The organism is Slackia piriformis YIT 12062 (genome assembly GCF_000296445.1).
Taxonomy (GTDB): Bacteria; Actinomycetota; Coriobacteriia; order Coriobacteriales; family Eggerthellaceae; genus Slackia; species Slackia piriformis.
Genome location: NZ_JH815199.1, coordinates 146,323 through 172,872 on the forward strand (window position 1 = coordinate 146,323; position 26,550 = coordinate 172,872).

Genomic DNA, 26,550 nt, shown 5'->3' on the forward strand with positions numbered 1-26,550 from the left:
TTGGTCGGTGCTCGAAGGATCAGTAATATCGGAAATACGCCGCGCACGACCCTTCCGAGCTCACCATGCACGGACCCACGGGGTTTTCGGGGCTGCACACGGTGCGGAACAGGGGGCATTCGTTCGGCGCCATGATGCCGCGCAGCACGTCTCCGCAGCGGCAGCCGCGTGGCTCGCGGGTTTCTTCGATTTCGGGTTCGAAGCGGCGCAATGCATCGAATTGCGCGTACTGTTCGCGGATGCGGTAGCCGCTGCCCTCAATCGGGCCCAGCCCGCGCCAGGTGGCGGTGCAGGTCTCGAACACGTCGTTGATCGCGGTCAAGGCTACGGGATTGCCTTCGGGCATGACGCCCCGTGCGTAGGCGTTCTCGATTTCCGCGCGCCCTTCGTGCAGTTGGCGCATGAGCATAGCGATGCCCTGTAGCACGTCGAGCGGCTCGAATCCCGTGACAACGCCGGGGATGCCGTATTTCTCGGCGAGGAATTGGTAGGGTTTCACGCCTATGATGGTGCTCACGTGACCAGGCAGGATGAGTGCGTCAACCTTGAGGTCGGGGTCTCCCATCAGCACGTCGAGCGCGCCGGGCATGTTCTTATGCGCGGCATAGACGCTGAAGTTTTCAAGACCCATGGCCGCCGCACGTTTGATGGCCATGGCCACGAGCGGAGTAGTGGTTTCAAAACCCACGCCCACGAATACCACGGGGCGATCGGGGTTTTCCTTGGCGATGGTAAGCGCGTCCAGCGGCGAATACACAATGCGCACGTCGCGGCCGTCGGCTTGTTCCTTCAACAGGGAAGACGTGCTTCCGGGGACACGCGTCATGTCGCCGAAGGTGGTCAGAATCACATCCGGAATGCGCGCGAGCGCAATGACGGCGTCGATATCGTGGTTGCTGGTGACGCAAACGGGGCATCCCGGTCCGCTCGCGAGGCGGCAGCCTTCGGGCATGAGGTCGCGAATGCCATTGCGTGCAATGGCCACGGTGTGGGTGCCGCACACCTCCATGAGGGTTGCGTGTTCAGGCGCAAGGGCCTGGATGCTCTCGATGAGTCCGCGGGCGAGCACGGGGTCTTTAAAGCTGTTTTGGTCAATCATGGCTATGCCGTTTCTACATCGGCAAGTTCGGGGAACTCGCGAATCAGGTCGAGCGTTTCCTGGGCATGCTCTTCAGACACCACCTCGATGGCGAAGCCTGCATGAACCAGCACGTAGTCGCCCACCTGAGCCTGGGGGGTCAGATCGATCGACGCCTGGCGCGTGACGCCTAGGATGTCTACGGTGGCCAGGTTGTTTTCGTCAATGGATGCAATCTTTGCGGGAATTGCCAAACACATGGCGTGTCCTTTCTTGGAAGGGGCTTGCAGGGCGGTGCCTACGATGATTGCTGGTTGGCGCGTGCCGCCGCTACGGCTGCTTGACCGTATGATATGGCGCCGTCATTGGGCGGGAGCTCTTTGCCAAGGGCAACGGTGAATCCGGCGCCTTCAAGGGCGGCGATCGCGCCTTCGGTGATAAAACGGTTCATGAACACGCCGCCTGCAAGCGCGACGATTGAAATGCCGTATGCAGCATTCGCAACCAGGCAGGATTGGACGATGGCGGCAATCATGGCGTTGTGGACCTTCGCCGCGATAGTTGCCACGGGCACGCCTGCCTGCATGTCATCGAGCACGGCTTTGAACAGCGGCTCTGCGTCGAGCAGGATGACGCTCGTGTCATGCGCAGTACTCTGTTCGGTGGCCGTGTTTTTCACCAGGGCGATTTCGTACGATTCATCGGTCGATCCAGCCGCCGCTTCAAGCAAAATGGCAGATTCACCTTCATACGTAGGCTGCTCGCAGACGCCCAAAAGTGCGCTGACCGCATCGAGCAGGCGCCCGGCGCTCGATGTCATAGGGCAGTTGATGCCTCGCTCGATCATGCGGTCGCACACCTCGGCCGCCTCGCCGAGCGATTTTACGACGCGCGCTGCTGCAGGATGGTCGAGCAGGTCGTACTGCCAAAGCGCTGCATACGCCATGCGCAACGGATTCTTGATTGCAGCGGCGCCTCCCGGCAGGGGAAGGTACGAGAAGTTGGCGAAGCGTTCGTAATCCGAACGGTTGCACAGCATGACTTCTCCGCCCCATATAGCGCCGTCGGCGCCGTAGCCCGTGCCGTCGAAGGCGACACCGATGACCGCTTCGTCAAGGTTGTTTTCCGCCATGACGGCGGCAATATGGGCATGGTGGTGCTGCACCTTGCACAGAGGCATGCCGTTTTCGTGCGCGGTTGCGGCCCATTTGCTGGCGAGGTATTCGGGGTGCAGGTCGCAGGCGATGCTTTCAGGCTGCGCCTCGAAAAGCGTCTCATAGTGGTTTTTCGCCTCGAGCCAGGCGTCGTATGTCGGGGCGTTTTCCAGGTCGCCGATGTGCTGGCTGACGAAGGCTTCCTCGCCGCGTAGCAGGCAGAACGTATTCTTCTGCTCGGGACCTGCGGCGAAAATCACGGACTGCGCGTCGTTCTTCTCGGCCTCGCGTTTCAGGGGCACGGGCATGGGCGCATATCCGCGGGCGCGGCGCACCATCTGCACGGCCTCGCCGGCGCTGCCCGCTTTGATTACGCGCACGACGGAATCGTCGAAACGGCAGCGAATGGGCCTGTTGTTGCCCACGAAGGCGTCGGCAATGTCGTGCAGGGCTACGAAGGCTTTGTCGTCGTCGGTCTGGATGGGCTCGTCATGCAGGTTTCCCGAGGTCATGACCAGAGGGCCGCCGAAGGCCGCAAGCAGCAGGTGCTGCAAGGGCGTGTAGGGAAGCATGGCGCCTAGTTCGGACAAGCCGTCGGCGAGCCCTTCGGCGAAATGCGCCTCGACGCGTTTTTTCAACAGCACGATGGGGCGCTGAGCGCCGGTGAGCAGCCTTTCTTCGGCGTTGTCTACCAGGCAATCTTTTCGTAGGGCATCGAGCGTATGATACATGGCAGCCAGCGGCTTGGTGCCGCGGCGTTTGCGTGTGCGCAGCGTGGCTAGGGCCTCGCGGTTGCGCGCGTCGCAGGCAAGATGGAAACCTCCCAGCCCCTTGATGGCAACGATGCCGCCTTCTCGCAGAATGCGCACGGCTGCGTCGATGATGGCGTCGGACGCCTTGAGGTCTACGCCGAAAGGTGCGATGCGGCCTTCTTTCACGGTGCCGTTTTCGGCGAAGGAGGACTCTTCGGCCTTGACGCGCTCGAGGTCTTCTTGTGCATTGGCGCTGTGGTCGACCGTGCGCCAGATGAGATGGGGGCCGCACTCAAAGCAGGCGTCGGGTTGGGCGTGGAAGCGGCGGTCTTCGGGGTTGGCGTATTCGGTCGCGCACTGCTCGCACATGGGGAATGCCGCCATGGACGTGTATTTGCGGTCGTAAGGCAGCTTGTTGATGATGGTGAAGCGCGGGCCGCAGTTCGTGCAGTTAATGAAGGGATAATGATAGCGACGGTTTGCGGGGTCGAACAGCTCGGCGGCGCATTCGTCGCAGGTTGCCAGGTCGGGAGACACGAGAGTCGTTGCCTCGGCTGCGGCTTCGTCCGAATAGCGGATGGTGAACGATTCGAAGTCTTCCAGCGGGACTTCCTTCATCAGGATTTCATCGACGCGGGATGCCGCAGGCGCGTTGTCAGAGATTTCCATGACGAAATCGTCGATGTCTTTGGACTCGCCTTCGGCGTGGATGAATACGCCCGCGGTGGCGTTGAGAACCCAGCCGTTGATGAGGTGGCGTCGGGCGATTTTGTAGATGAACGGCCTAAAACCCACGCCTTGCACAATGCCGTGCACTTCGATGTCGAGGGCTTCTTTCATGGTTTCTCCTCGTCGTAGATAGGTTGTCTCGGCGGCGGCTCTGCAAGCGATCCGCCCGGCTCTTTCGGGGCGGGCGGGACCGAGGATGTTTAGAGCCTTTAAAGCGGCCCGGCTTCTTCAGCTTCGGAGCCTTCACCTGCTCTTTTGGGCGCTTGTCCGGCGCCTTCGCCTGCCCGTTCGCGGGGATTGTCAGTGAGCAGGGTAAAGCGGGGAGCTCGCCGGCGCATGAGGATGCTCGTGCGCCCACGCGCGTGCGGCTTTTTCTCCCTGGTTGGTGTAGGGGCCATGGCCTGTGGTGGTCATGGTGAGATGGCCGTGGGTCACGCCCTTTGTCCCAAGGATGATGTTCGCGATGCTTTGCACAAGGGCGCTTTCGCCGCGAAGAATGATGACTTCCATGCAGGTGTGCGCGTCAAGATGCACATGCATGCACGTGACGATCTGCTCGAAGTAATCGTGCTGGATGCCGTCGAGCTTGTCGCGGACATCGCCGGTGTGGTGGTCGAACACGATGGTGAGCGTGCCCATGACTTCTTCCCCGGGAAGCGAGCATTCCTCTTCGATAAGAGCGTCGCGTACCAGGTCTCGGATAACCTCGCTGCGATTCTTGGCAAGGCCGCGTTTGGCCACGAGCGCATCGAATCGGATGAGGAGGTCTTCCGGCATGGCGACCGAGAACCGCATGAGGTCTCGGCTCATGGCTACACCAGCTCTACGGTTACGCCGCTTGCATCGCGGGCGTCGTCTTCGAGGGCGTCTTTCGCGTCGTCGAGCAGGGCGCGGACGGAGTCGAGTGCTGCCATGGCCTCATGGAGCTTTGCCCCAACGGTCTGGTATCCGGCATCTTCCGCCTGATGGCCCAGGTTATGAGTCCAGCGGCGCTCGAGTTTGATATGGTCGTCAATTTGGTCGATCATCTGCTCAAACTGAGCGGTGTTGATTCCGTTGGTGCACATGGTTCGCTCCTTTTCTTCAATGTGTGCAATGCGTCGGCGCGTGTGCGCTGTTTGCACGAGCGCTGCGGCGGTTCTGCGTGCGCAGCGCCGTTTGTTTGCAAATTTGCGCCTTGCTGTTCTTTGAACCTATTATTGATATATGGTTCTAGCGCGTTGTGGTGAAAAAAGGGAGCGGTGTGAAAAAACCTGCTAAAAATAACATGTATGAAGAAGCCAAGGAGAAATCCCTGCTTGCGTTTGCGGCCGCCATAGACGGCGATATTGACGCGGAGGTTTGCGTAGTGGCTTCCTTGCCGCTTTCGGAGGAGGCGGTGACGGCCTTGAGGGCGGCTTGTGCGGGAATTGGCGCGCCCGACCCCGTCTTTCTTCAGGCGTCCTCGCTTGATCGCACCTCGGTCTTTTCCGCCGTTGAAGGCCTGGATCCGCTGGTGTTAGTTGTTGCCGACGAAGGCGCTGCAGCGTTGCTTACCGAGGCGTATCGCGAGCCATTTGTTCCCGATTCGTTTGGGTTCGCGTTCGGGCGTCTGTATGTCGCCTTCTCTTCGTTTGAGAGTGATTTGGCAGACGTCAGGCTCAAACAGCGCGACTGGGCTTTGCTCAAAAAACTCAAACAGGGCTTGCCCGAGAACTCCTGATTACCTTTTTCACGACGAACGGAGGGCGAGGTTCGCCTTTTTGTGACGAACGGGGCGCGAAGGCTGCTTGCCCGCGCGGCTGACGGGGCATGGGAATTGCCCCTCTTTGCGGCTAATACGGCGCGGGCCTTTTCGCCTTGGCCTCGGTCCTTGCCGTATTAGTTTAGGAATCTTGGGATTTCGCCGCCTCTTCTTCGGCGACTAGTTCCGCCTGGTGTTCTTCGCCCCAGATGCGCATGGCGTCAATGACGGGGCGTAGGCTTTCCCCTCGCTCGGTCAGCGTGTATTCGACGCGAGGCGGAACTTCGGCATACACCTGGCGCACGACGAGGCCGTCGTCTTCCATGGCGCGAAGATTGGACGTGAGGACTTTTTGGGAAATGCTGCCAATGGATTTCTTGAGCTCACCGAACCGTTTGGTACCCGTAAGCAGGTCGCGCAGAATGAGAATCTTCCATTTGTCGGAGATAAGGGAAAGCGTTGCCTCAATGGGGCATGCGGTGCGTGAAAGCTTGGTGGCCATGCGGTGGCGGTCCTTTCGCTCGTGCGGTGTTTAAGGTGTGATTAAGCGAAGCGTATTCGTTTGAATGGTGCCGTTTAGTATCCCATAGAAACCTTCTAACCGCAATTGCCCTGGGTCACTTTTTCATTCTTTATGCCAATAAGCATCAGGGGCGTTCTGGATATTTGCAGAAAAAATGAAATCAACGCAGCCCCGCAACGCACGAAGGCCCGCCTTTGCCAGCGGGCCTTCAAAGTTATGCGCTATGAAATGGCTGCGGAGTTAGTCTTCGACGATCTCGGTGATGCAGCCCATGGGGCACTCTTCAACGCAGTCGCCGCAAGCGACGCAGGCATCTTCGTTCTCAAGAACAACAACGCCGCCGGCGATTTCAAGAACGCCCTGAGGGCAAGCGTCTACGCAGATGCCGCAGCCAATGCATTCGTCGGTTTCAAGAACAGGATGAGGCATGACACACTCCTTTTGTACACGTACACAACGGGAGCTCGCCCCCTGCGAGTCCCTATCACCTGCACGCAAGATACCATTCAATAGCGTGTTTGCGAGAAGAAATTTGCAAATGATGCCAAATGGCATACAAAACGCCGCACGCGGGTTGCACGGCTTCTTCAGGCGGTGCGCCGCACAGTGTTCGCATCGCGTTCACGTCGTATTAGCCCGTATAGCGTTCAATATAGTCGAGAATCTCTTGTCGCGAATGCAGGTCCGTTTTTGTGTAGATACGTTTGATGTGCGTATGCGTGGTGCCGGGGGAGATACACAGTTCCTCGGCAATTTTTCGTTGCGTCAGGCCCATTGCATAGAGCGTGAGGACCTCGGTCTCTCGGTCAGAGAGCAAAAACTGGTTTTGCATCTGTCTTGTGTTGTCTTGCATAAGAGCGCGGCGGATGCTGGCGGGATCTTCTTTGACCGCGTCGTCAAGGCCAAGCAGGGTTCGGATGCTTTTTGCGGTGGCCGAGCTTTTTTCATTGGAAACCGTGCGTTCGATCCAGATGATTTGCACGAAAACCAGCTGGGCGTTTGCCGCAATCAGCGCCGCGACAATTGCGAAAAGCGGCGCGTCTCCCATGGAACCCGGTGCTATTTCCATGAGGATGCGGGCAATGGCGCGCGGCACCATAAATACCATCCAGCCGGCGATGGCGTAGTAATACGGGTCGCGGTTGCCGAAGCTGGAAAACGCGACGACCAGGTACCACATGAAGCCGGTCATGCCCGCGTTGAAAACGGTGGTGAAAACGGCGCCGATCGCAAGGTTGTTCGGGAAGAACGCGTAGCAGATAAGGGCGATAACGCCTGACGCCTCGAGAATGACCCAGATGCTGGTGGTCATAACCGAGCGCGATCCGCGAAACGATCGCCAGATAAGCGCTGCGAACAACAGCATCTCAAGGGCCATATAGGCGACGCGTGTGGCGGGGGAAAACGGAATGGGGCTTCCGTCGGGGAAGCATCGAAGTATGCCCACGGCAAACGACAGGAGCAGCATGCCAAGGGCAAGAATGGCAAGCAGTCTTACGCCGTCGATCATGCGTTCTGCGAAGCCGAAGTAGCCAAGCGGGGTTGTCTCGGCGTGGATATTTTCGACGAGCGGCCGGCAGCGTGCATATTTCTGGCAGATGAACTGGGCAAGCGTCAGCAGCCCGACGGCAAGACACGCCACGCCATGCGGCATCAAAGAGGCAAGATAGATAAGGGGCTCGCTCAAAAGCAGCGACCCGAAAGCGATGGTTGCGGCCGAAGACGAAGACGCGCCGCGTGCCCGGCGAAGCCAATAGAAAATGGAAAGATAGCTTGAAAGGGTGATTATCACGGACAGCCCGAAGGAAAGGGTCTTGGGTAGATTGCCTGTGAGCAAGACGACGCCCAGGGCGATGATGGATGCAGCCTGAACGGCGATGGCTATGGAGGTGAGCACGAAGATGTGCTTCTTGACCAGCCTGATACGCGTTTTGCCGAGAACGCACATGAAGATGAAAAGCGGAAGCATGGCAAGGATGCTGCTCCCGTCGGCGTAGATTCCCTGGTCGGTGCTCGAATAGCTTCCATAGGCGGAAACGATAAGGCCCATGTGCGCAATCATAAGCCCCAGCACCGTGGGCGCAAGAGCCAAGACGGTCTGCGACATAGAAGCCGCTGACTGCCGAACGGCGTCGTTTTGTGGCATACGGTTGTCCCCTCCCCTTTCGGACGTGTTCATTATAAAGCAGGGCGGCGTAAGCCGTGCGGTTTTGAGCGGTTTTGTATTGCATCAATTTGGCGTGCCTGCAGAAAACGAATGGGGGAGCCTGTCGGCGCACGGCGGCGTTCGGCGCCGCTTTGACGCATTGCGGCGCTCGACAGCGCGGCGCCGGCGTTGTGGCAATTGGACGCGCTTTGCGATGGCAGGTGCGTTTGACGTGCGACTTCTTGAAATAAGGGGACATTATCCTCAAAGAGGGGACAGCTTGCTTTTTGTGTGGGGCATGCTTGTCGAAGCATTTGTCACCGATGCCCGTCGGAGCTGTATCTCCGACGGGTTTTGAAAGAAGAGGAGTGGCGTTCATGGATGAGACTTGCAAAGAGGTCGCTTCGTCTGTGTGCGACGAAGCGGTTTTGGAGCCTGGCCAGGGTTTTGCTTCGGCAGCGGGCACGGACATGACTCCGGAGGAGGAGTTTCTATCCTCCATACTTTCCGGGCAGGATTTGTCCGACCTGGTCGATCCTGAAGAGGAGCGCCGCAAGCACGAGGAGTATCTTGAATCGTTGACGCCTGGCGAGCGCGAGACTTACTTCGAACGGCAGGCGCTTGAGGCGGTGTTCGCCGACATTCGCAGCCGCTCGCGTGCTGGCGAGCTGACTACGGAGGAATACTGGGAAGCTGCAGGTTTGACGCCCGAGCATATGGAGCCCGTCGAGTTCACCGACTTAGTGTTTGACACCATCATCGAGGCGCAGGACCACGAAAACGATGCTGCAGCCGCCGATTCCAAAGATTGCAGCTCCGAGCCGTCCGACTCCGAAGACGACGCATGGCACCTTGACGACATCAAGGTGCTCGAAGGCACGGTGGTGTATCTGTATTCGTCCGACATGATGAGCGAATCGTTTGCGCATTGGGCGTTTCTTGCCGCCGAGGACGACGACGTTATGACGCTTGTGGACAATGCCCGCAACGAGTCCAAGATCTACCCCCGTCCGCTTAAGGCCGCATCGCTGAAAAACCGCCCGGTTTATATGACTGACGAGCGCATTGACGAGGCATTTCGCATTGCGCAGGAATCCGGGCAGTATCCTGACATCAAAAGCTGCTCTGCAAGCAACGGGGACGTGTATTTCTATTCGACCGACTATCTCAGCGACGCGCAGGCGAAAGCGCTGGCCGAATGGGAATCGGTTGAGCGCCGCGCAAACATGTAGGAGGCCCACATGTACGATTACGCCGATCACGGCAACATTGACTTTTCTGACACCGAGCCGCCGAAGCACGATTTCGGCGATGCGGTGGTGCGCGTCATTCGCACGCGGGATATCTACCAGGTCGATCCCGAAGAGCACATGGACGTGTACTCCGAGCGAATTGTCGAATTGGCCGGAGACCATAGGCGCGCAGGCATCCCCGAAGGCTGCAATGCGGCAAGCATGACCGGCATGTCAAAGCGCGGGGAGCGTGCGATTCAGCTCTTCTGCGTGATTGACGAAGACGGTCTGCTGATAAAGCGCGCGGGTTTTCGTTGCCGCGGAGACATTGCCACCATTGCCTCGGCAAGTCTGATTACCGCTTTGATCGAGGGTAAAACGGTGGACGAAGCGCTTGACGTGAGCGTGGCCGACCTGAAGCGTGAGCTTGGCAAGATGCCCGCCGACCGCGTCACGCGGCCCTATTTGGCGGTAGAGGCCGTTCGTGCCATGGTGGGTGATTTCTTCCTTCGCCAAGGCCGAGACCTTGCATGGCTTGACGCCAATCTTGCGTGCGACGAATTCGGGGTGAATTGCTCGATGTGCGAGCACTGCTCCTTGCGCGACCAGCGCGTTTCTCTGCGTTTCGGCAAATAGGGCTTCTGTGCGGCTTTTCCGCTACAATCGAATCGCGACGGCGCGTGTCGTCGCGATTTTTTATGCCGCCTTACTTTTGTCGTCTGATTCTCAGGTTTGAAAGGCAGCTGCTCGGCAGCCGTCGCGTCTGCCCCCGTGCGTCATGGCGAGACGTTGAAGTCTATGCGGCCTGGCCGTTCGGGCGCATGCGCGGCGGAGGGCTTTTCGCATTGTCAGGCATATGCGCCAAGAAAGGAAACCCTATGTCAAAACATGAAGAATTCGACTCTTTCGTTGCAACGATTGCCGCCTTGCGCGCGCCCGACGGTTGCCCGTGGGATCGCGAGCAAACGCACCGCAGCATTGCGCACAACATGATCGAGGAGGCCTTCGAGGCAGTTGACGCAATTGAGGCGGACGACGTTGCCCATATGAGAGAAGAGCTTGGGGATGTGCTGCTGCAGGTTGTGCTGCAAAGCCAGATTGCCGCCGATGCGGGAGAGTTCGACATCGACGACGTGTGTCGAGACATAGATGCGAAGATGGTTCGTCGCCATCCTCATGTGTTCGGCGATGCGGCGGCGCAAGACGCTTCCGAGGTGCTTGGCATTTGGGATGCAGAAAAGCTCAAGGAAAAGCAGGCCGCCGATGCCGAATCGGGCGAGCGAGCGGGCTTGCTTGACGGCGTGCCGACGAGCTTTCCGGCGCTTATGCAGGCGCAGAAGATTTCGCGCAAAGCTGTTGCCGTGGGGTTTGAATGGGAGTGCGAAGCCGACGTGTGGGCGAAGGTGGAAGAAGAGATAGCCGAGTTCAAGGCGGCCGCTACACCCGATGAGGCGGAGCTGGAATTTGGCGATGTCTTATTTTCCCTGGTCAACGTCGCACGTTGGCGCGGCGTTGACGCCGAGGGCGCGCTTCGCCGCACTTGTGCGAAGTTTCGTTCTCGTTGGTCGTTCATTGAAGGGGCGGCATGGGCGCAAGGTCGCGATGTGGCGGAGCTTTCTCAGGAGGAGATGGAAGAGCTCTGGCAGCAGGCCAAGCGACGCGAAGCCCGCTAGCCTGTGCAAATTCAGCATCCGAAGCGATGAAGGCCCCTGGATATTCCAGGGGCCTTCGTGCGTAAGGCTTACTTTGCGAACGTTACAGCAGGTTCAAGCTTGCAAGCTCGTCTTTGACGTCGCCCATGCCGTAGTCATCCAGGCATGCGGCGGTCGGGGCGCCGGTCTTCTCGTCCCAGCCGAATTCCTTGTACACCATGCCAAGAGCGGTCTGGAAGTCTTCGCGCTCCATCTTGTCGGTGCCGGCGGTGAAGGGCTGAATGTCAGGGTCTTTCGTGAACACCCATTCGGTGATGGTGTCATGCTCGTTGCGCATGTCGGTGGTGCCCATGCCGCGCACGGTGTTGGCACGCTGCAGCGTCATGACGGAGGCGGCGCGCTTGTAGAGCTCGTCGCGGGTCATTTCCTCGCCGGTGACGGCGGTGTAGAACTTGGCCTCGAGGTCCAAGTCGCCGCGATAGTCGCGGGACTTGCTGGGAGACATGGTCATCGGCCACACCCAGTTGCACAGGGTCAGGCAGTCATGAAGCACGTCGGTGACGATGCTCCACCAGCAGAACTTGGCCTTGTACTCGTTCATGGGCGTGTAGTTCTTGTTCTGGTCGATGGCGGTCTCGCTGCCCCAGACCTCCTTGGCGATCTGCTGCTTGATCTCCCACGGAAGGCCGCAGCCCTGGAAGTTGACGGCGGAGTGAATCATGTCGTCGCGGTTGAACATCATGTTGTACACGGCGCCTACCTGGCCGAAGCACTCGATTGCATGATGGACGGGCCAGCCGCGATAGTTGATGAGCGTAGACGTTGCGGTGTCGAACCATTCCTGGTCGTTCCAGCGCTCGCACCAAACCAAAGGACCGTAGGCGATCTTAGAGAGCTCAGAGTCGTTCTGGGAGATTTTGGTCAGAATCTCAACCATGACGGTGGGGTCTTTGGAGTCGTTCTCAAAACCGGCCCAGTTGATGGAGGCGTACTCTTCGGCGGGCAGGTTCTTCTCGAAAACGCCCGCGCGATAGCAATGGGCAATATCGCGGTAGAGCTGGGCGTAGTTGCACCAAAGGCCGAGGTTGTCCATGGTTGCCTGGGTGGTCATATCCCACAGGACGCTTTCGTCGTCGGCAATGTCGAGGCCCAAGATTTTCTTCATGTAAACGGACACGGGGAAGTTGGCGGCGCAGGTGTTGCCAACGGTCTCAAAGCCCGCGGTGCCCTCGGCCGCTTCGACGCGCAGGTCGGAGTAGCAGTGAATCGGGCAGCTGTGGCAGCCGTTCATCTTCACGGTGTATTTTTCGGCGGCAGGGCCGAGGTCCTTGGTGGACTTCATGCAGCGATAGCCGACGGTATTAAGCTCGCCGGGCTTGGGCTCGCCGGTGTTGATCGGGCCGTCTTCAGCGAGAGCCCAGGTCAGGCCGTCGCGCGCGGTCCAACGGGAGCCTTCGTCGTAGAATTCCGCCCATTCCTGCTGGGTAGAGGGCACAACGTGGTTGTTGTTGGAGCCGATGACGTCGGAGAGCATGTAGTCAGACAACTCGGCAATGGCCTCGGGGTCTTTGACGTAGACCGAACCGTTGCCTTCGACAACGACGGCCTTGCACTTCTTGGAGCCGAGAATGGCGCCCACGCCGGCACCTGCGGAGTGGTTACGGGAGTTGATGATGTTGGAGTACGGGAGCTGATTTTCGCCGGCGGGGCCGATGGTTGCAACGCAGGCGCGGTTGGAAACCAGGGTGTTCAGCGCCTCGGTTGCAGCGCGGGTGCCAAGGCCCCACACGCCGTCGGCGGATTCAATGGTGATATCGCCGTCGATGATTTTGACGAAAACGGGCTTGTCGGACTGGCCCTCGATGATCAGCGCATCCCAGCCTGCGAGCTTCAGCTTCGCACCGAACATGCCGCCCATGTGAGAGTCGACGACCAGATGATCCTTCGTGAACGTGGACAGATGGGCAAGCGTGGTGCGGCCTGCCAGGGGAACGCCGGAGGCGGTCAGCGGACCCACGGCGAAAATGACCTTGCTCTCGGGAGAGAGCGGATCGGTTCCTGCGGGAACCTCGTCATACATGATCTTGTTGGCGATGCCCATACCGCCGATGTATTGCTTGTATGGGTCGGTGGATTCGGTAGAGATGACGCCCGTGCTCAGGTTGACGCGGGCGATTTTGCCGGCCCAACCGAACGAAACGTTGTCTTCTTTTGCCATTGCAATTCTCCAAGTCTCTTTTGAAACGTTGACGTGAAGCTGCGTGTGCGGAGGCATGTGCGTGTGCGACCGTTTCGGTCAGCGGTCATTATCCGCAATTGGGCGGTTTTGGTGTCCCCTCTTTGAGGGGATTGTCTCTCACCTGCGTTTTTATCCCTAAAGAGGGGACGAGCCACCGGCGCGCCCCTGCAATATAGCTTTTGTGCGAAGTGCGTTTCAGGGGGGTATGTGTCCTTACGAAGGATGCTAGGAAAGGAACATTCGATGGAGGAGAAGAAGGGGGCCCTGGGGCAGACTGAGACCGCGGAAGCGGCGGAAGGCGCTGAGCAGGCCGCGCAGAAGGGCTTCACTCGTCGTCAGGTGGTTATCGGCGGCGTAGGCATCGGTCTTGCCGGACTTATCGCCGGCGGCGCTCTTGCCAAATGGGGGGTTGTTGAAGAAAGCATCGCATCGGGTCGCATCGTGCTCGACCCCTTGCCTCAGAAGATGATTATCACCGATCGCGCGCGTTGCTCCGGATGCCAGCGTTGCGAGCTTATGTGCTCGCTGCGCAACGACGGTCGTGCATGCCAGCACACCGCTCGCGTTCGCGTGTGGGATAACTATAACTTCGGTTCTGGCGGCGAAAGCCCCGACGGCATTTTCCGCGACTGCCAGTTCACCGTTGAGCATTGCAAGCAGTGCAAAGACGCCTGGTGCGTCAAGAACTGCCCCGTGCATGCCATTGCGCCCGATCCGGAAACCGGCGCTCGCGTGGTGAACGCCGAGGCGTGCATCGGCTGCGGCATGTGCCACGAAGCGTGCCCTTGGAACATGCCTGTCGTAGACACCGAAACCGGCGTTTCCACGAAGTGCATCGCATGCGGTCGCTGCGCCGTGCAGTGCCCCAACGGCGCGATCAAGTTCGTCGACTGGAAAGACATCGCGCAGGAGGCCATCAACAAGGGCATTGTCCGCACGACCACGCTGGTCGAGAACTAACCGCTCGTTGTTCTTACAATTTCGAATGAATGAGAGGGCTGGTTCATGAATACTCCGGCAGTGTTTTCAGTGGCTTCGAAGTGCTTTGTCGATCTTGGTGAGCAAGACTACGAAGAGCTTGTTTCTCCCGAGGTATGGAACGCTTTTCTTGCCGAAATAGCGCACGCCGAAAGCGGAGTGCTCGCCGAACGCCTTGCCGCCCGCGAGCTTGCTGCGATTGAGAATCCGCCGAGTTTCGAAGAGCACGGACGTTTCTGCCGTTGCCATTTCACCGGCGGTCTGCCCGAATCCGCTATGCCTGTCGAGTCGCTGTATCGTCCCTGGCGTGAAAGCGGCGCCGCAAATACGGGCCAGCGCGGCATGTATCGCTCGGAATCGGCGCTTTACATGGAAAGCCTTATTGACCGATTGGGCATGACCGTGCCGCAGGGCTACGAGGCTTGGCCGGACCATCTGGCTTTGGAGCTTGACTTGCTCGCTGTGCTTTTGCGAAGCGGCTGCGCGCAAGATGCTCGTTCATTCGCTTTGGAACGCTTTGGCTGGCTGGCCGATTATCGGCAGAAGCTGCTGCGTCTTGCCGACCCTCAGAAGGATTTCTACCTCGCCTTAGTCGACGTCCTCATCGACGCGGTTGAGGTTGCAAAAGGGTCCGATGCGGCATGCGGCGCCGAACAATAAGAAGCCGCCGGCATATTCAAGTTATATCTGTAAGAGAGGAACCGAGAATGTCAGAAAACGCAATTACAAGGCGGAGCTTTCTGGCCGGCAGCGCGGGTGTAGCGGCCCTTGCTGCGGCGGGTGGATACATGAGCTTCGGCGCTTGGGAGCAGGCGTACGCTGACGAACCCGAAAACGATCAGGGTTCCTGGTCTGCCTATACCATGTGCAACGCATGCTCGAGCAAGTGCGGCTACAAGGCGTATGTGAAGCGCGGCCGCCTGTCGAAGCTCATCCCGAGCGAGCATGATGCCCACGCTCGCGGCAAAATTTGCGCTCGCGGCTATGGCTATCCGTCCTTTGTCTATTCCGAGGACCGCCTGACCGACCCCTTGAAGAAAAACGACAAGGGCGAGTTCGAGGCGATTTCTTGGGAGCAGGCGTATCAAGAGATCGGCGAGAAGGTTAAGGCAATCATTGACGCCAACGGCCCCGAGGCGCTGGCTCTTGTGCAAGACCCCCGTCCGAGCGGCGCATTCTACACCAAGCGCTTCCTGGACGCGCTTGGCTCGCCGAACTACTATACGCACGGCGCAGCATGCAACCTTTCGAAAGCATCCGGCTTTGCCCAGGTCATTGGTGCGGGAGACTTCCAGAGTGACATCCCCAACACCAAGATGATCATGTATATAGGCCGTTCTGTCGCTGACGCCATTCGTCCGAGCCATCTGCAGGACCTGCAGGCGGCCCATGAAAACGGCGCGAAGATCGTCATGGTCGATCCGCGCTGCAATAATTCCACGGTGTTTGCCGACGAATGGTTGCCCATCAACCCTGGCACCGACCTGGCGTTTATTTTGGCCATGTGCAACGTGCTGATTCGCGATGGCATCTACGACAAGGATTACGTGGCGGAAAACGTCGAAGGCTTCGACGAATTCGCCGCCGGCATTGCCGACCACACTCCGCTGTGGGCGGAAGGCGTCTGCGGCATTTCCGCCGAGACCATCGAGCGCCTTGCCCACGAGTTCGCCCAGGCCGCCCCCGCGGCATCGATCGACGCCGGCTGGCGCGGAGGTTTTGGCAACCAGTATGCCAACTCCGGAGAGACGGCACGCGCCCTGGTCATCTTCAACACGCTGCTTGGCTGCTGGAACCAGGAAGGCGGCGCGCTTTTGACCTCGGGTGTCAGCGCGGGTAAGCTTGATGAGACGAAGTTTCCTCCCGTACCGAAGGTCGAGGCCAAGAAGGCGGGCTCCGAAGAGTACCCGCTTGCTTCGGCTGGCATGGGCGTGAATATCCATGCTGCGAGCCTTGCGAAAGAAGGCAAAATCAAGGGCATGTTCTTCTACAACTCCAACATGGTTGCCGGCTATTCCAACCCGGCTTACATGCAGGAGTGCCTGGATGCCCTTGAGCTGTGCGTGGTCGTTGACGTTCAGATGTCCGAGACGGCGCTTTGCGCAGACTACGTGCTTCCCGAATGCAGCTATCTTGAGCGCCTTGAGATTCCCGTGTTCAACGGCGGCAAGGTGCCGAGTGTCTCCTTGCGCGACAAGGTGCTCGATGTTATCCACCCGAACACCCTGCCGGTCGATCAGATTTTCTCTGGCTTGGCGGAGGCGTGCGGCGTGGGCCAGTACTTCCCGTTCACGGTCGAAGAGCTCGCGGACGCGCAGCTTAAGACGGTGGGTCTGAGCCTTGACGAGCTTCGCAAGGTTGGCACGGTCGAATTCCCCGAGAAGGCCTTCGTCTACGGCCAGACGCCGAAGTGGAAGACCCCGTCCGGCAAGATTCAGTTCACAAGCGAGGCGTGCGAGAAGGCCGGCTATTCCGCCGCTCCCGTATGGGTGGCGCCTGCGGTTGTTCCCGCCGGCGGCAGCCAGTTCCGCCTGATCACGGGCAAGCAGGCCATTCATAGCCACACTATGACGGCGAACTGCGAAGCGCTGATGTCCATTACCCAAGACTATGATTTGACGCGCGTGTGGCTGAATGCCGATCGTGCTGCCGAACTGGGCATCAAAGACGGCGACGAGGTGGAGCTTTCCAACGAGAAGTTTACCGGTCGCTGCCATGTGAAGGTGACGCAGCGTTTGAACCCGACGGCCGTGTTCATGCCGCCCGCGTACGGATGCTCTTCGAAAGACCAGCATACGGCGTACGGCGTGGGCCTGCGTCCTACGGACTTCATGGATTATCAGCTTGAGCGCGGCTATGGCTCCACCATGGCGCATGAGGTCTTGGTGACTGTTAAGAAGGTGGGTGCGTAATGGCACGTTACGGAATGCTTATCGATACGACGAAATGCATCGGGTGTTACGCCTGTCGCACGGCATGCCAGAGGCAAAACGACCTGCTTCCTGCTGAGTCGTTCATCAAGTTCCATGAATTCGAGCGCGGCACGTATCCGCATGTCACGATTGAGCATGTGCCCACGCAGTGCATGCATTGCGTTGACGCTCCGTGCCAGGCCGTATGCCCGACGGGCGCAACCTACACCACGGAAGACGGCATCGTTTGCGTCGATCACGGGCGTTGCATCGGCTGTAAGTACTGCATGGCGGCGTGCCCCTACCAGGCGCGTGTGGTCAATGAAGAAACCGGCGCGGTTGACAAGTGCCGTTTCTGCACGGTTTCCGCACTTGATGGCACCGAGATGTGCACGTGCGTGACGGCATGCCCGACCGGCGTGCGTACATTCGGCGACCTCGACGACCCGAATTCCGAGATATCGCAGAAGATCGCCGAGCTGAACGCTCAGCCGATCGATGGCGATTTGACCAAATCAAAAGTCTTCTACGTGAGGTGATGAAGGATGTCATTCGAACCTATCTGGGGCGCTCCCATCGCCTGGTATTTGTTCCTTGCCGGTTTGGGCGGCGGCGCGTTTGTGACGTCAGCGTTTCTTGCGTGGCGTCATCCCGAGGCCGTCAACATGCGCAAGGTCGGCCATCTTATTGCGCCCGTAGCCGTTATGATCGGCTTGCTGTTGCTTATGGTGGACGCCGAGGCCGGCTTGCACAACCCGCTTCGCTTCGCCTTGCTTTTGCATAACCCGTTTTCGGTTATGACCTGGGGCGTTGTATTCTTGGCGGGCTTCATGGTGGTGTCTATCATCGTGGTGGTTCTCGATTTCATGAAGAAGTCTGTTCCGAAGTGGCTTGAGCTTGTTGGCGTGGTGTTCGGCGTGTGTGTTGCCATGTACACCGGCGCCTTGCTGGGCGTGTGCAAGACGTTCCCGCTGTGGAACAACGCCCTGCTGCCTATCTTGTTCCTGGTGTCTGCCATGTCTGCCGGCGCCGCATCGGTGCTGCTGGTTGCGGTGTTTCGTCATGCCGACGAGTTCAACAAGGCCGGCGTGCTGAAGAAGTTCCACTTCTGCCTGCCCATCATCGAGATTGTGCTGGTTGCCTCGCTGTGCTTCATCACTAGCTACAATTCTCCGGCCGGCTTCGACTCCGTAATGAGCATGGTTGCCGGGACGTGGGCTCCGCTGTTCTGGATTGGCCTGGTGCTGATCGGCTTGGTTGTTCCGACCGGCCTTGAAACCTGGCTGCTCTTCTTCTCCGCGAAGGAGTTCGAAGAGTCCAAGAAGGCGCACATGATCAGCGCCGCATCCGATGCGGGCGTGCTGATCGGCGGTTTCTTGCTGCGTTTCCTTGTTGTCATGGCGGCGCTTCCTGTCACGTTTGTGATGTAGGTTTCGGCCCCTCGGTGCTTTGCGCGCGCCGAGGGGCTTTTTTATGGCTTCGGCGGCGTAAATGCGTCGAGATTGCTCGCATATCGACAGAATGGGCACTTCAGGGGAATTTACCTAGACGAAACATGGAAGGCGGGTATGCTATGCGCCAAAAGAGAGCTTGGCTTTAAGTCCGAGACGGCTTTGGGGTCAAGACACACCATCTAGTGAGGAGACCGTTATGGGCAAGTTCGACGGAAAGGTTGCCATCATCACCGGTGGCGGCAAAGGCGGCGGAATCGGTTGGGGTCTTTCGACGGCTTTTGCAAAGGAAGGCTGCAATCTGGCCATTACCGGTCGCAATCTTCAGAAGCTTGAAGACGCGAAGGCTGAGCTGGAGGAAAAGTACGGCGTCAAGGTTCTTCCCCTGCAGGCCGACGGATCCGACGAGGAGCAGGTTGCTGCCGCAGTCAAGAAGGTTGCCGAAGAGTTCGGCCGTATTGACTTCCTGATTAACAATGCGCAGAACTCCGCCTCCGGCCTTACCTTGGTCGAGCATAGCAAGGAAGATTTCGACAAGGCTATCTATTCCGGCATTTATGCTGTCTTCTTCTACATGAAGCACTGCCATCCCTACCTGAAGGAGACCAAGGGTTCCGTGGTCAACTTCGCGTCCGGCGCAGGTCTTTTCGGCCGCTTCGGTCAAAGTTCCTATGCTGCTGCAAAAGAGGGTATTCGAGGTATGACCCGCGTTGCTGCCACCGAGTGGGGCCCTGACGGCATCAACTGCAACGTTATCTGCCCGCTTGTCATGACAAGCCAGCTGGCGAAGTGGAAAGAAGAGTATCCCGAGGCTTACGCAAAGCAGATTGGCGGCATTCCCGCAGGTCGTTTCGGCGATGCCGAAAGCGATATCGGACGTACGGCCGTCTTCCTGTGCTCGGAAGACGCAAGCTATATTTCCGGCGAGACCATCACCATGCAGGGCGGAAGCGGTTTGAGGCCGTAAGGGACGTCGTTTATCCCGCATGGTTTAAGGCCCGAGCGCATCGCGCGCTCGGGCCTTTGCTATGTCGTACGAGATTGTTTCGAGGGTGGCTTTGGGGTTCCTTTTTTGATTTCGGAGCGCCGTCGCGGCTTAAAATGCACGAATTTCCTTCTCGCATATCGGAAAAGTCACGAAACGTATCAACGAAGCCCTTTCTTTCCAGAATAGCGCACAGGAAAATCAACAAAAGCTAAAGTAATGAGGAATAAAAAGCCTCGCCTTCTTGATGAAGCGTCCCTTGAGGCCCTTGCGTTGATACGTTTCGTGCAAAAACCGATAAGCAAGCCCTTGTCTCGTGACATAAGGCGTTGACGGGCCCTTCATTGCGACGGAGGCTCCGGCACAGATGCCGTTCGCTGGCGCTGGTTGCGCTGTGGATGGGGCCGGCGAGCGGCGTATTGCGCTTTGACGGATAGGTGGGTTTCGGTGAGCGGCGCATGAGGCCCTTTCTCGGGCAAACTTTGCAAAAATCTTACATTGCAAAGGCCGGGCAAAGTTGCGGGGTCGCTATACTTTTCCCCCGATGGTTTTAAGCAGTTTTGCCCTTGCGATCTAGGAGAAACGAATCGTGGACAACGCGTTTACCACCGTAGTCGGCCTTCTTGGAGGCCTTGCCATTTTCATCTTTGGCATGAACATGATGAGCGACAACCTTCAGAAGGTTGCTGGCGAAAAGATGAAAAACATTCTCGCGCTTTTAACGAAAAATCCCGTCCTTGGCGTGTTGGCCGGCGCTTTGACCACCGCCGTGTTGCAGAGCAGTAGCGCCACCACCGTTATGGCGATCGGCTTCGTAAGTGCCCGGTTAATGGGTCTGCCTCAGGCCATTTCTATCATTCTTGGTGCCAATATCGGCACGACGATCACGGCGCAGATCATTGCCTTTAAAATCACGGACTACATCCTCATCTTCGTGTTTATAGGCTTCCTTATGTCGTTCATTGCGAAAACCGAGCGCATCAAGAGCGTCGGTCTGAGCATTCTCGGTTTCGGCCTGCTCTTCCTTGGCATCGAGACCATGGGCGATTCCATGAAGCCCCTCGCAACGAGCCCTGTGTTCATCAATATGATTTCTCAGGTCGTGGACATTCCCGTACTGGGCGTTATCGTCGGCACGGTTATGACCGTTATCGTTCAGAGTTCCTCGGCCACTATCGCGGTTTTGCAGAATCTTGCTGCGACACCCGGTCCTGACGGTGCGAGCATCATCGGCCTTACGGGCGCCATCCCCGTTTTGCTTGGTGATAATATCGGCACTACTATTACCGCACTGCTTGCTAGCATCGGCCAGAGCCGCAATGCCAAGCGCGTCGCGGTATCTCACAGCCTCTTTAATATTTCCGGCTGCCTTATTTTCATCTGGTTTATTCCCGCGTTCGCAACGTTTATCCAGTTCATTTCTCCGGCGGGTCCTGAAATCGAGGTCATTTCCCGTCAGATTGCAAATGCGCACACGTCGTTCAATGTCGTCATGACGCTGTTGTGGCTTCCATTCATATGGCTCATGGTGAAGATTGTGACCCGCATTATTCCTGATAGGAAAACTGCGGCAGGCGATTCCGATCCCGCGGTCGCTTTATATCTCGACGATCGTCTGCTGGGCCAGCCTATCGTTGCTCTTCAGCTTGTTGCTAAAGAAACGGTTCGTTGCGGGGAAACGGTGCGCGCGGCTATGCACGATATGGGCGCCGCCCTGCGCGATAAGGACGCGAAGCGCCTTGACGTCTCGTCTCGCAAGGCCGCTGCCGCGGGCGAGGTCTGTCAGCAGGTGACCGACTACCTGGCCGAGCTGTTCGCTACGGGTCTGCTCAACGAGGATCAGGTTACACGTACGGCGAACCTTATGAGCGCGATCAATGACATCGAACGCATCGGCCAGCTGTGCGGAGATGTGGCGCAAATTGCTCGTCGAAGCGACTTCTCCGACAAGGCTTCGGAGGACCTGCGTGATGCGATGTTCTTGGCCGAAGAGATGTTCGCAGGCGCCATGCGTTCCATGGCTTCGGGCGACAGCGACGAAGCGCGCCGTGTGAACGAGGGCAACTCGCGCATGATCGAGATCGAAATGCACATGCGCAAGGGCCACATGAAGCGCGTGGCAAGCAAGGAATGCTCGCCGAGCCTCACGAAGGCGTTCAACCGCGTGCTTTCTGACATCGAGCGCATTGGCGGAAGCTGCCTCAATATTGTCGAGGCATTCCCCGGTACAACAAGTCTCGATTACTTCTTGTTTGAAGATTCTGACGTGCTCGATTCGGTGAAGTAGGCAAGGGCTTGCGCGCAAGACCGACTCGATTTTCCAGGCGCGCTCCGCTTCGGCGGGGCGCGCTTTTGTTTTGCCGGCGAGTGAAGTCTGGGCGACACCATATTTGGCGTTTCCGTCCGCGAGCGATGGCACACACGAGATGCGGGCAACGCGTAAAGCGTGCGTTTCCTTTCGTTGTTGTGAAAAATGACGAGCGCGCGTTGCTGCTCGTTTCGCGGCGGGTATGGTGTATTCCGTTTTAACGGTAGGCAATGAAAGAGGATTGCATGAAAGCGAAAATGGTTCACGAGTGCATTCACGCGCTTGACCTTGAGAAGTCCCTCGAGTTTTACGAGAAGGCCCTTGGTCTGGTAGAGCAGAGCAGCATGGGCCCCGAAGACGGGTCGTGGAAGAATGTCTACATTGGAAACGACGAGACCGATTTTCAGATGGAGCTCACTTGGAACAACGGTCGAACCGAGCCATACAACAACGGCGGCAGGGACACGCATCTTGCATTCGAGGTTGACGATATGGACAGCGCACGCGCCCTGCATGAAGAGATGGGGTGCATCTGCTTCGTGAACGAAAAGATGGGCATTTACTTCATCGAAGACCCCGATGGCTGCTGGCTGGAAATCGTGCCTGCAAAGTAGAGTCTCGAATAGCTTCGATCGCGTTGGGCACCTGCTATGGGGCCTGCCTGAGAGACCGAGCATTGCTACTGCGGCTTTCGACTTCGGGGGCGCTCGGGTTCTGATAATATATCGCTTTTGCGAAAAGAGATCTTGACTGCCGAACCAAGATCGGCGATCATTTTCCCAGCAAGATTCCAAAAAAGAATTCGGAGGCAGGACGTGGAGACCATTCGAGTGGCCGAGCTTTTCGCGGGCGTGGGCGGGTTTCGTCTCGCGCTTGACGGCTATAACGACGACGAACGCGGATGGCATCTTCCTGCGGCCGGGCCGTATAAGACCATCTGGGCCAATCAGTGGGAGCCGCCCGGAACCGAGACGCGCCAGTTTGCTGCGCGTTGCTATGCGGAGCGCTTTGACGAAGGGTCCGTTGTCAACGAAGACATTGAGCGCGTGCTCGATCAGGTGGAGGCGGGCGAGCGCTCTATCCCCGATCACGATATGGTGGTGGGCGGCTTCCCCTGCCAGGACTATTCGGTTGCGCGACCGCTGAATCAGGCGGGCGGCATCGAGGGCAAAAAAGGCGTGCTCTGGTGGCAGATCTACCGGTTCTTGTTCTTGTGTTCTCCAAAATACGTGCTGCTTGAGAACGTGGATCGCCTTCTGAAGTCGCCGGCATCGCAGCGCGGGCGCGATTTCGCCATTATGCTGGCGTGCCTGAACGAGCGCGGCTACTCGGTGGAATGGCGTGTGGTGAATGCGGCCGACTATGGCGCTCCGCAGCGCCGCCGCCGTGTATATATCTTCGCGCAGAAAGACGCTCCGGCCTGGAACGTCGAGGAGCGCGTTCGCGAAACGGGCGTTTTGGCCCAAGCGCTTCCGATAAGCTCCACGGTCACGAAGGCGAACGCATTCGCGATCAAGGGCGAGCCGTTCGAAATCAGCGAGAATTTTGGTAAAGGCCTTAAGGCCTCTCCCTTCCGCGGTGCCGGCGCTATGCAAAACGGCGAGGTGTTCACTGCCGAGGTGGTGCCCTCCTATGGCGGTCCTTTCGCAACCTTGGGCGACGTGTTGGTTCCCGAAGCCGAAGTGCCCGAGGCTTTCTTCATAGACGAAGACAAGCTCGGCCGCTGGGAGTATTTCAAGGGCGCCAAGAAGGAAGAACGCACGCATTCGTCGGGCTACACGTACCTGTACAGCGAAGGCGGCATGGCGTTTCCCGATGCGCTCGATAAACCGTCGCGCACCATCCTGACAGGCGAGGGCGGTGCCGGCGCGTCGCGTACGAAGCATGTCGTGAAAACGGAAAGCGGACGCTACCGTCGCCTGGTGCCCGACGAGCTCGATCAGCTGCAGACGTTTCCGAAAGGCTGGACGGATGCGGGCATGACCGACGGTAACAGAGCGTTTTGCATGGGCAACGCGCTCGTAGTTAGCGTGGTACATCGCATAGGAAAAGAAATCGCCAAGCGTGCCGAGTAGTCGTTGCGCGTGCTGGCGTGCTTCCGAAGCGTACGCGTTGGTCGAATCTGGCTGTTCGCGTTAGTCAACGTTTTGGGCTCGATGATTTTGCGCTGCCCTCGTGTCGTCGGATGCGAGGGCAGCGTTCGTGTCAGGCTGCTGCGCTGTATCGGATTCGCTTTTATCGGAGAGCGGGCCGTAGTTGGGGCATCAATTCAGTAAAAAGTTTTACTCGATAAGCCGTTTTCGCCAATATAAAGTAAAAAATCAGGCATTTTTTTATCGGATTCTTTAGAATGGTCGTTTTTGAATAAAAAAATCAGTGCTTTTGATCATGTATTGCTGTCCGAAGAAGGGGTGCCATGAAGTATAAAACTTTACGCAAGGCCTTTCATGACCCCAGCGTGGATGAGAAAGAGCTCTACGCAAGCAGGTTCAATTCTGAATCGGCTGTGAAGATAGGCTGCAATATCGGAGGGTATCCTGCGTTTTTCATCCTCACGCCGCCGCTGAGCGCAATGCTTGTGAAGGCGGCGAAAGTCGACAAGGAAATATTTCGGCTTATCCAGCAATTGCCCGGAAAAGCCATATCGGATTACGCGAACGCCTGCCTCATTGACGAAATCGTTCTTACGAACGAAATCGAAAACGTCTACTCAACACGTCGTGAAATCAGCGACGTCCTTGAGACCTTGGAGAAAAGCGACAAAAAGAAGCGCTTCCACGGCATTGTTGCCAAATACGACAAGCTTCTGCGCGGAGAACCCGTTTTCATAAGCACCTGTTCGGACGTGCGAAGCATCTACGATGAGCTGGTGCTTCAGGAAGTTTGCGCCTCCGACCCCGCAAAAGTACCTGACGGCACATATTTTCGAACGGGATCGGTATCGGTCGTCGATGGCGCGGGGCAGGAAATGCATCATGGCGTTCAACCGGAATCAAAAATCATCGAGATGATGGAATGCATGCTTGCTTTCCTTGAAAACGAAGAGGTTGATGTGCTTGTTCGTACTGCCGTGAGCCATTTTCTTTTCGGATACATTCATCCTTTCTATGACGGCAATGGGCGCACGAATCGATTTATCAGCAGTTCCATTATTGCGGGAGAGTATGAAAAGCTCGTTGGATTGAGGCTTTCCTTCGCCATAAAGGAAGAAATCGGGCGCTACTACAAGGCATTCATGACATGCGAGCATCCGCTTAACAAAGGGGATTTGACGCCGTTTGTCATTGAGTTCGTCGATATCGTTTTGACGGGAATGGAGCGTCTGAGGGAAGCCCTTGCGGAAAGGGATGTAAATCTGCGGAAGTACGAGGCTCTTGCTTGGGAGCTTTATGGCGAACAGGGAGACAAATCTTCTTATGAACTGATGCGTATTCTTATCGTTGCTCGCTTGTTTGCCCTGTATGGGGTAATGTCCGACGAACTGTGCGAGGTTCTCGATATAACGAAGCCAACGCTTCAGAGGCGTTTCAGGCCTTTGAAAGATGCCGGCCTTGTTCGTGTTGAACGGGTTGGTCATAAGGTCTATTACGCATGCGAATTGGACGAGCTCGAGCGTCGAGTTGTTTGTCTCGGGGGCGTTTGAGAATAGCAAGCACTGCGTATTTTGCCTGCTTTCTATCCCGGAGCGCATATTGCTTCATTGAGGAAAGGAAACCTGCATGCTGTTCATGATCTCTCCCGCCAAAAAGATGGTTGATGCAAGCGATTCGTTCGCGTGGCGGGATATGCCGCGCTTTCTCCCTCAGACACGCGAGCTGCTTGATGCGTTGCGTGCGCTTTCGTACGACGAGGCGAAGGCGCTGTGGAAGTGCAGCGATGCGTTGGCGGAGTTGAACTACGAACGTGTGATGCATATGGATGTGGAAGCTGCCGAATCATGTACACCGGCAGTGTTTTCTTACGAAGGCATTCAGTATCAGAATATGGCTCCGCATGTTCTTACGGCTGATCAGCTGGAATACTTACAAAGCCACCTGCGTATTCTGTCAGGGTTCTACGGTGTGTTGCGTCCGTTCGATGCGGTGGTGCCGTACAGACTCGAAATGCAGGCGAAGCTTGCTGTGGGAGACGCGCGTACCCTTTATGGTTTCTGGGGATCGCGTTTGTTCGATGCCTTGGTGGATGAGCTTGACCAGCAGAAGAAAGCATGCGATTCCTGCGAGCGTGTCATTGTGAATCTTGCATCTGTCGAGTATGCGAAGGCGGTTGAGCCGTATGCCAGGGCGAGCGCGCTACAGGGCGGGGTTCGTTACGTAACTTGCTTGTTCGGTTCGATGCGCAACGGGAAATTTGCTCAGCGTTCGACTGAAGCGAAGGCTGCTCGCGGGACGTTCGTGCGCTGGTGCGCCGAAAACGACATAGAGAGCCCAGCCGATTTCACCCGCTTTGACATGGGCGGTTATGAGTTTGATCGGAAGCTTTCGTCGGAAGATGCGCTTGTGTTCGTGCATTAGGCAGCGGCGCGACGGCTGACTACCGCATGGCTCGACACATTGAGGCTGCCTGCGTACGAGTTTCTGCATATTTGAATATAGAACGAAATGAAGGCCGGATTTCCCGTTAAGCGGAAATCCGGCCTTTGTGTTTTGTGCCCCTGATGCGGTTGCGGCGAAGATGCGTAGGATTGT

At 57.7% G+C, this 26,550-nt stretch carries 24 protein-coding genes; 15 read left to right on the top strand and 9 right to left on the bottom strand.

All coding sequences use genetic code 11. The features are described 5' to 3' along the window. Positions 1-19: 19 nt before the first annotated feature. From hypD to HMPREF9451_RS08530, 5 genes are all read right to left on the bottom strand, one after another. Entirely contained in the window at positions 20-1,099 is a 1,080-nt protein-coding gene (gene hypD, locus HMPREF9451_RS08510; protein ID WP_009139887.1) for a hydrogenase formation protein HypD, read from the bottom strand. A 2-nt stretch (positions 1,100-1,101) separates the two neighbouring features. After that, complete coding sequence (locus tag HMPREF9451_RS08515; RefSeq protein ID WP_009139888.1) at positions 1,102-1,338, bottom strand: HypC/HybG/HupF family hydrogenase formation chaperone; 237 nt, start codon at positions 1,336-1,338, stop codon at positions 1,102-1,104. Between the two features lie 38 nt (positions 1,339-1,376). Further along, the gene (gene hypF, locus HMPREF9451_RS08520) at positions 1,377-3,824 is read right to left on the bottom strand and encodes a carbamoyltransferase HypF (RefSeq protein ID WP_009139889.1); all 2,448 of its coding nucleotides are present in this window, start codon (positions 3,822-3,824) and stop codon (positions 1,377-1,379) included. Between the two features lie 189 nt (positions 3,825-4,013). Further along, the gene (nikR, locus tag HMPREF9451_RS08525; RefSeq protein ID WP_083851915.1) at positions 4,014-4,523 is read right to left on the bottom strand and encodes a nickel-responsive transcriptional regulator NikR; all 510 of its coding nucleotides are present in this window, start codon (positions 4,521-4,523) and stop codon (positions 4,014-4,016) included. Between the two features lie 2 nt (positions 4,524-4,525). Then, positions 4,526-4,780 carry a hypothetical protein gene (locus HMPREF9451_RS08530; RefSeq protein WP_009139891.1) on the bottom strand — a complete coding sequence of 85 codons (255 nt, stop codon included), beginning with the start codon at positions 4,778-4,780 and terminating at the stop codon, positions 4,526-4,528. Between the two features lie 176 nt (positions 4,781-4,956). Here HMPREF9451_RS08530 and HMPREF9451_RS08535 point away from each other — a divergent pair, with 176 nt between their 5' ends. Next, positions 4,957-5,415 carry a hypothetical protein gene (locus HMPREF9451_RS08535; protein ID WP_009139892.1) on the top strand — a complete coding sequence of 153 codons (459 nt, stop codon included), beginning with the start codon at positions 4,957-4,959 and terminating at the stop codon, positions 5,413-5,415. A 163-nt stretch (positions 5,416-5,578) separates the two neighbouring features. On the opposite strand, the gene HMPREF9451_RS08540 is transcribed toward HMPREF9451_RS08535, so the two are convergent. From HMPREF9451_RS08540 to HMPREF9451_RS08550, 3 genes are all read right to left on the bottom strand, one after another. Continuing rightward, positions 5,579-5,938, bottom strand: coding sequence for a winged helix-turn-helix transcriptional regulator (locus HMPREF9451_RS08540; protein WP_009139893.1), 360 nt, complete (start codon positions 5,936-5,938; stop codon positions 5,579-5,581). Between the two features lie 261 nt (positions 5,939-6,199). Further along, positions 6,200-6,388 carry a 4Fe-4S binding protein gene (locus HMPREF9451_RS08545; protein WP_009139894.1) on the bottom strand — a complete coding sequence of 63 codons (189 nt, stop codon included), beginning with the start codon at positions 6,386-6,388 and terminating at the stop codon, positions 6,200-6,202. A gap of 202 nt (positions 6,389-6,590) precedes the next feature. Beyond that, positions 6,591-8,105, bottom strand: coding sequence for a helix-turn-helix transcriptional regulator (locus tag HMPREF9451_RS08550; protein ID WP_009139895.1), 1,515 nt, complete (start codon positions 8,103-8,105; stop codon positions 6,591-6,593). Between the two features lie 377 nt (positions 8,106-8,482). Between HMPREF9451_RS08550 and HMPREF9451_RS08555 the strand changes: the two genes are divergently transcribed. The 3 genes from HMPREF9451_RS08555 to mazG all read left to right on the top strand — a co-directional run bounded on the left by HMPREF9451_RS08555 (position 8,483) and on the right by mazG (position 11,010). Further along, the gene (locus HMPREF9451_RS08555) at positions 8,483-9,337 is read left to right on the top strand and encodes a hypothetical protein (protein ID WP_009139896.1); all 855 of its coding nucleotides are present in this window, start codon (positions 8,483-8,485) and stop codon (positions 9,335-9,337) included. Positions 9,338-9,346: 9 nt separating this feature from the next. Beyond that, on the top strand, positions 9,347-9,973 hold the full coding sequence (locus HMPREF9451_RS08560) for an iron-sulfur cluster assembly scaffold protein (protein ID WP_009139897.1): 627 nt from the start codon (positions 9,347-9,349) through the stop codon (positions 9,971-9,973). Between the two features lie 242 nt (positions 9,974-10,215). After that, entirely contained in the window at positions 10,216-11,010 is a 795-nt protein-coding gene (gene mazG, locus HMPREF9451_RS08565) for a nucleoside triphosphate pyrophosphohydrolase (RefSeq protein WP_009139898.1), read from the top strand. A gap of 82 nt (positions 11,011-11,092) precedes the next feature. Here the strand turns inward: mazG and HMPREF9451_RS08570 are convergent, their stop codons facing one another. Next, on the bottom strand, positions 11,093-13,207 hold the full coding sequence (locus HMPREF9451_RS08570; RefSeq protein ID WP_009139899.1) for an aldehyde ferredoxin oxidoreductase: 2,115 nt from the start codon (positions 13,205-13,207) through the stop codon (positions 11,093-11,095). 264 nt (positions 13,208-13,471) lie between these two features. Between HMPREF9451_RS08570 and HMPREF9451_RS08575 the strand changes: the two genes are divergently transcribed. The 11 genes from HMPREF9451_RS08575 to yaaA all read left to right on the top strand — a co-directional run bounded on the left by HMPREF9451_RS08575 (position 13,472) and on the right by yaaA (position 26,376). Further along, on the top strand, positions 13,472-14,188 hold the full coding sequence (locus tag HMPREF9451_RS08575; RefSeq protein ID WP_009139900.1) for a 4Fe-4S binding protein: 717 nt from the start codon (positions 13,472-13,474) through the stop codon (positions 14,186-14,188). 45 nt (positions 14,189-14,233) lie between these two features. Beyond that, entirely contained in the window at positions 14,234-14,866 is a 633-nt protein-coding gene (locus HMPREF9451_RS08580) for a molecular chaperone TorD family protein (protein ID WP_009139901.1), read from the top strand. 47 nt (positions 14,867-14,913) lie between these two features. Beyond that, entirely contained in the window at positions 14,914-17,118 is a 2,205-nt protein-coding gene (locus HMPREF9451_RS08585) for a molybdopterin-containing oxidoreductase family protein (protein WP_009139902.1), read from the top strand. Beyond that, positions 17,118-17,657, top strand: coding sequence for a 4Fe-4S dicluster domain-containing protein (locus HMPREF9451_RS08590; protein WP_009139903.1), 540 nt, complete (start codon positions 17,118-17,120; stop codon positions 17,655-17,657). Before HMPREF9451_RS08585 ends, HMPREF9451_RS08590 begins: the two co-directional genes overlap by 1 nt. Before the next feature lie 6 nt (positions 17,658-17,663). Further along, positions 17,664-18,548, top strand: coding sequence for an NrfD/PsrC family molybdoenzyme membrane anchor subunit (gene nrfD / locus HMPREF9451_RS08595; RefSeq protein ID WP_009139904.1), 885 nt, complete (start codon positions 17,664-17,666; stop codon positions 18,546-18,548). Between the two features lie 220 nt (positions 18,549-18,768). Further along, positions 18,769-19,536, top strand: a complete 768-nt coding sequence (locus tag HMPREF9451_RS08600) for an SDR family NAD(P)-dependent oxidoreductase (RefSeq protein WP_009139905.1) — start codon at positions 18,769-18,771, stop codon at positions 19,534-19,536. A 607-nt stretch (positions 19,537-20,143) separates the two neighbouring features. Then, positions 20,144-21,841, top strand: a complete 1,698-nt coding sequence (locus HMPREF9451_RS08605; RefSeq protein WP_009139906.1) for a Na/Pi cotransporter family protein — start codon at positions 20,144-20,146, stop codon at positions 21,839-21,841. Positions 21,842-22,107: 266 nt separating this feature from the next. Further along, positions 22,108-22,476, top strand: a complete 369-nt coding sequence (locus tag HMPREF9451_RS08610; protein ID WP_009139907.1) for a VOC family protein — start codon at positions 22,108-22,110, stop codon at positions 22,474-22,476. 201 nt (positions 22,477-22,677) lie between these two features. Further along, a complete protein-coding gene (dcm, locus tag HMPREF9451_RS08615) occupies positions 22,678-23,937 on the top strand; it encodes a DNA (cytosine-5-)-methyltransferase (protein WP_009139908.1) in 1,260 nt (419 codons plus the stop codon). A gap of 341 nt (positions 23,938-24,278) precedes the next feature. Further along, a complete protein-coding gene (locus HMPREF9451_RS08620; protein ID WP_009139909.1) occupies positions 24,279-25,505 on the top strand; it encodes a Fic family protein in 1,227 nt (408 codons plus the stop codon). A gap of 76 nt (positions 25,506-25,581) precedes the next feature. Continuing rightward, entirely contained in the window at positions 25,582-26,376 is a 795-nt protein-coding gene (gene yaaA / locus HMPREF9451_RS08625) for a peroxide stress protein YaaA (protein ID WP_009139910.1), read from the top strand. Positions 26,377-26,550: the final 174 nt, after the last annotated feature.

Coding starts and splice junctions, on each gene's coding strand:
- hypD (WP_009139887.1), bottom strand. CDS start 1,099: ATGATTGACCAAAACAGCTTTAAAGACCCCGTGCTCGCCCGCGGACTC.
- HMPREF9451_RS08515 (WP_009139888.1), bottom strand. CDS start 1,338: ATGTGTTTGGCAATTCCCGCAAAGATTGCATCCATTGACGAAAACAAC.
- hypF (WP_009139889.1), bottom strand. CDS start 3,824: ATGAAAGAAGCCCTCGACATCGAAGTGCACGGCATTGTGCAAGGCGTG.
- nikR (WP_083851915.1), bottom strand. CDS start 4,523: ATGAGCCGAGACCTCATGCGGTTCTCGGTCGCCATGCCGGAAGACCTC.
- HMPREF9451_RS08530 (WP_009139891.1), bottom strand. CDS start 4,780: ATGTGCACCAACGGAATCAACACCGCTCAGTTTGAGCAGATGATCGAC.
- HMPREF9451_RS08540 (WP_009139893.1), bottom strand. CDS start 5,938: ATGGCCACCAAGCTTTCACGCACCGCATGCCCCATTGAGGCAACGCTT.
- HMPREF9451_RS08545 (WP_009139894.1), bottom strand. CDS start 6,388: ATGCCTCATCCTGTTCTTGAAACCGACGAATGCATTGGCTGCGGCATC.
- HMPREF9451_RS08550 (WP_009139895.1), bottom strand. CDS start 8,105: ATGCCACAAAACGACGCCGTTCGGCAGTCAGCGGCTTCTATGTCGCAG.
- HMPREF9451_RS08555 (WP_009139896.1), top strand. CDS start 8,483: ATGGATGAGACTTGCAAAGAGGTCGCTTCGTCTGTGTGCGACGAAGCG.
- HMPREF9451_RS08560 (WP_009139897.1), top strand. CDS start 9,347: ATGTACGATTACGCCGATCACGGCAACATTGACTTTTCTGACACCGAG.
- mazG (WP_009139898.1), top strand. CDS start 10,216: ATGTCAAAACATGAAGAATTCGACTCTTTCGTTGCAACGATTGCCGCC.
- HMPREF9451_RS08570 (WP_009139899.1), bottom strand. CDS start 13,207: ATGGCAAAAGAAGACAACGTTTCGTTCGGTTGGGCCGGCAAAATCGCC.
- HMPREF9451_RS08575 (WP_009139900.1), top strand. CDS start 13,472: ATGGAGGAGAAGAAGGGGGCCCTGGGGCAGACTGAGACCGCGGAAGCG.
- HMPREF9451_RS08580 (WP_009139901.1), top strand. CDS start 14,234: ATGAATACTCCGGCAGTGTTTTCAGTGGCTTCGAAGTGCTTTGTCGAT.
- HMPREF9451_RS08585 (WP_009139902.1), top strand. CDS start 14,914: ATGTCAGAAAACGCAATTACAAGGCGGAGCTTTCTGGCCGGCAGCGCG.
- HMPREF9451_RS08590 (WP_009139903.1), top strand. CDS start 17,118: ATGGCACGTTACGGAATGCTTATCGATACGACGAAATGCATCGGGTGT.
- nrfD (WP_009139904.1), top strand. CDS start 17,664: ATGTCATTCGAACCTATCTGGGGCGCTCCCATCGCCTGGTATTTGTTC.
- HMPREF9451_RS08600 (WP_009139905.1), top strand. CDS start 18,769: ATGGGCAAGTTCGACGGAAAGGTTGCCATCATCACCGGTGGCGGCAAA.
- HMPREF9451_RS08610 (WP_009139907.1), top strand. CDS start 22,108: ATGAAAGCGAAAATGGTTCACGAGTGCATTCACGCGCTTGACCTTGAG.
- HMPREF9451_RS08620 (WP_009139909.1), top strand. CDS start 24,279: ATGAAGTATAAAACTTTACGCAAGGCCTTTCATGACCCCAGCGTGGAT.
- yaaA (WP_009139910.1), top strand. CDS start 25,582: ATGCTGTTCATGATCTCTCCCGCCAAAAAGATGGTTGATGCAAGCGAT.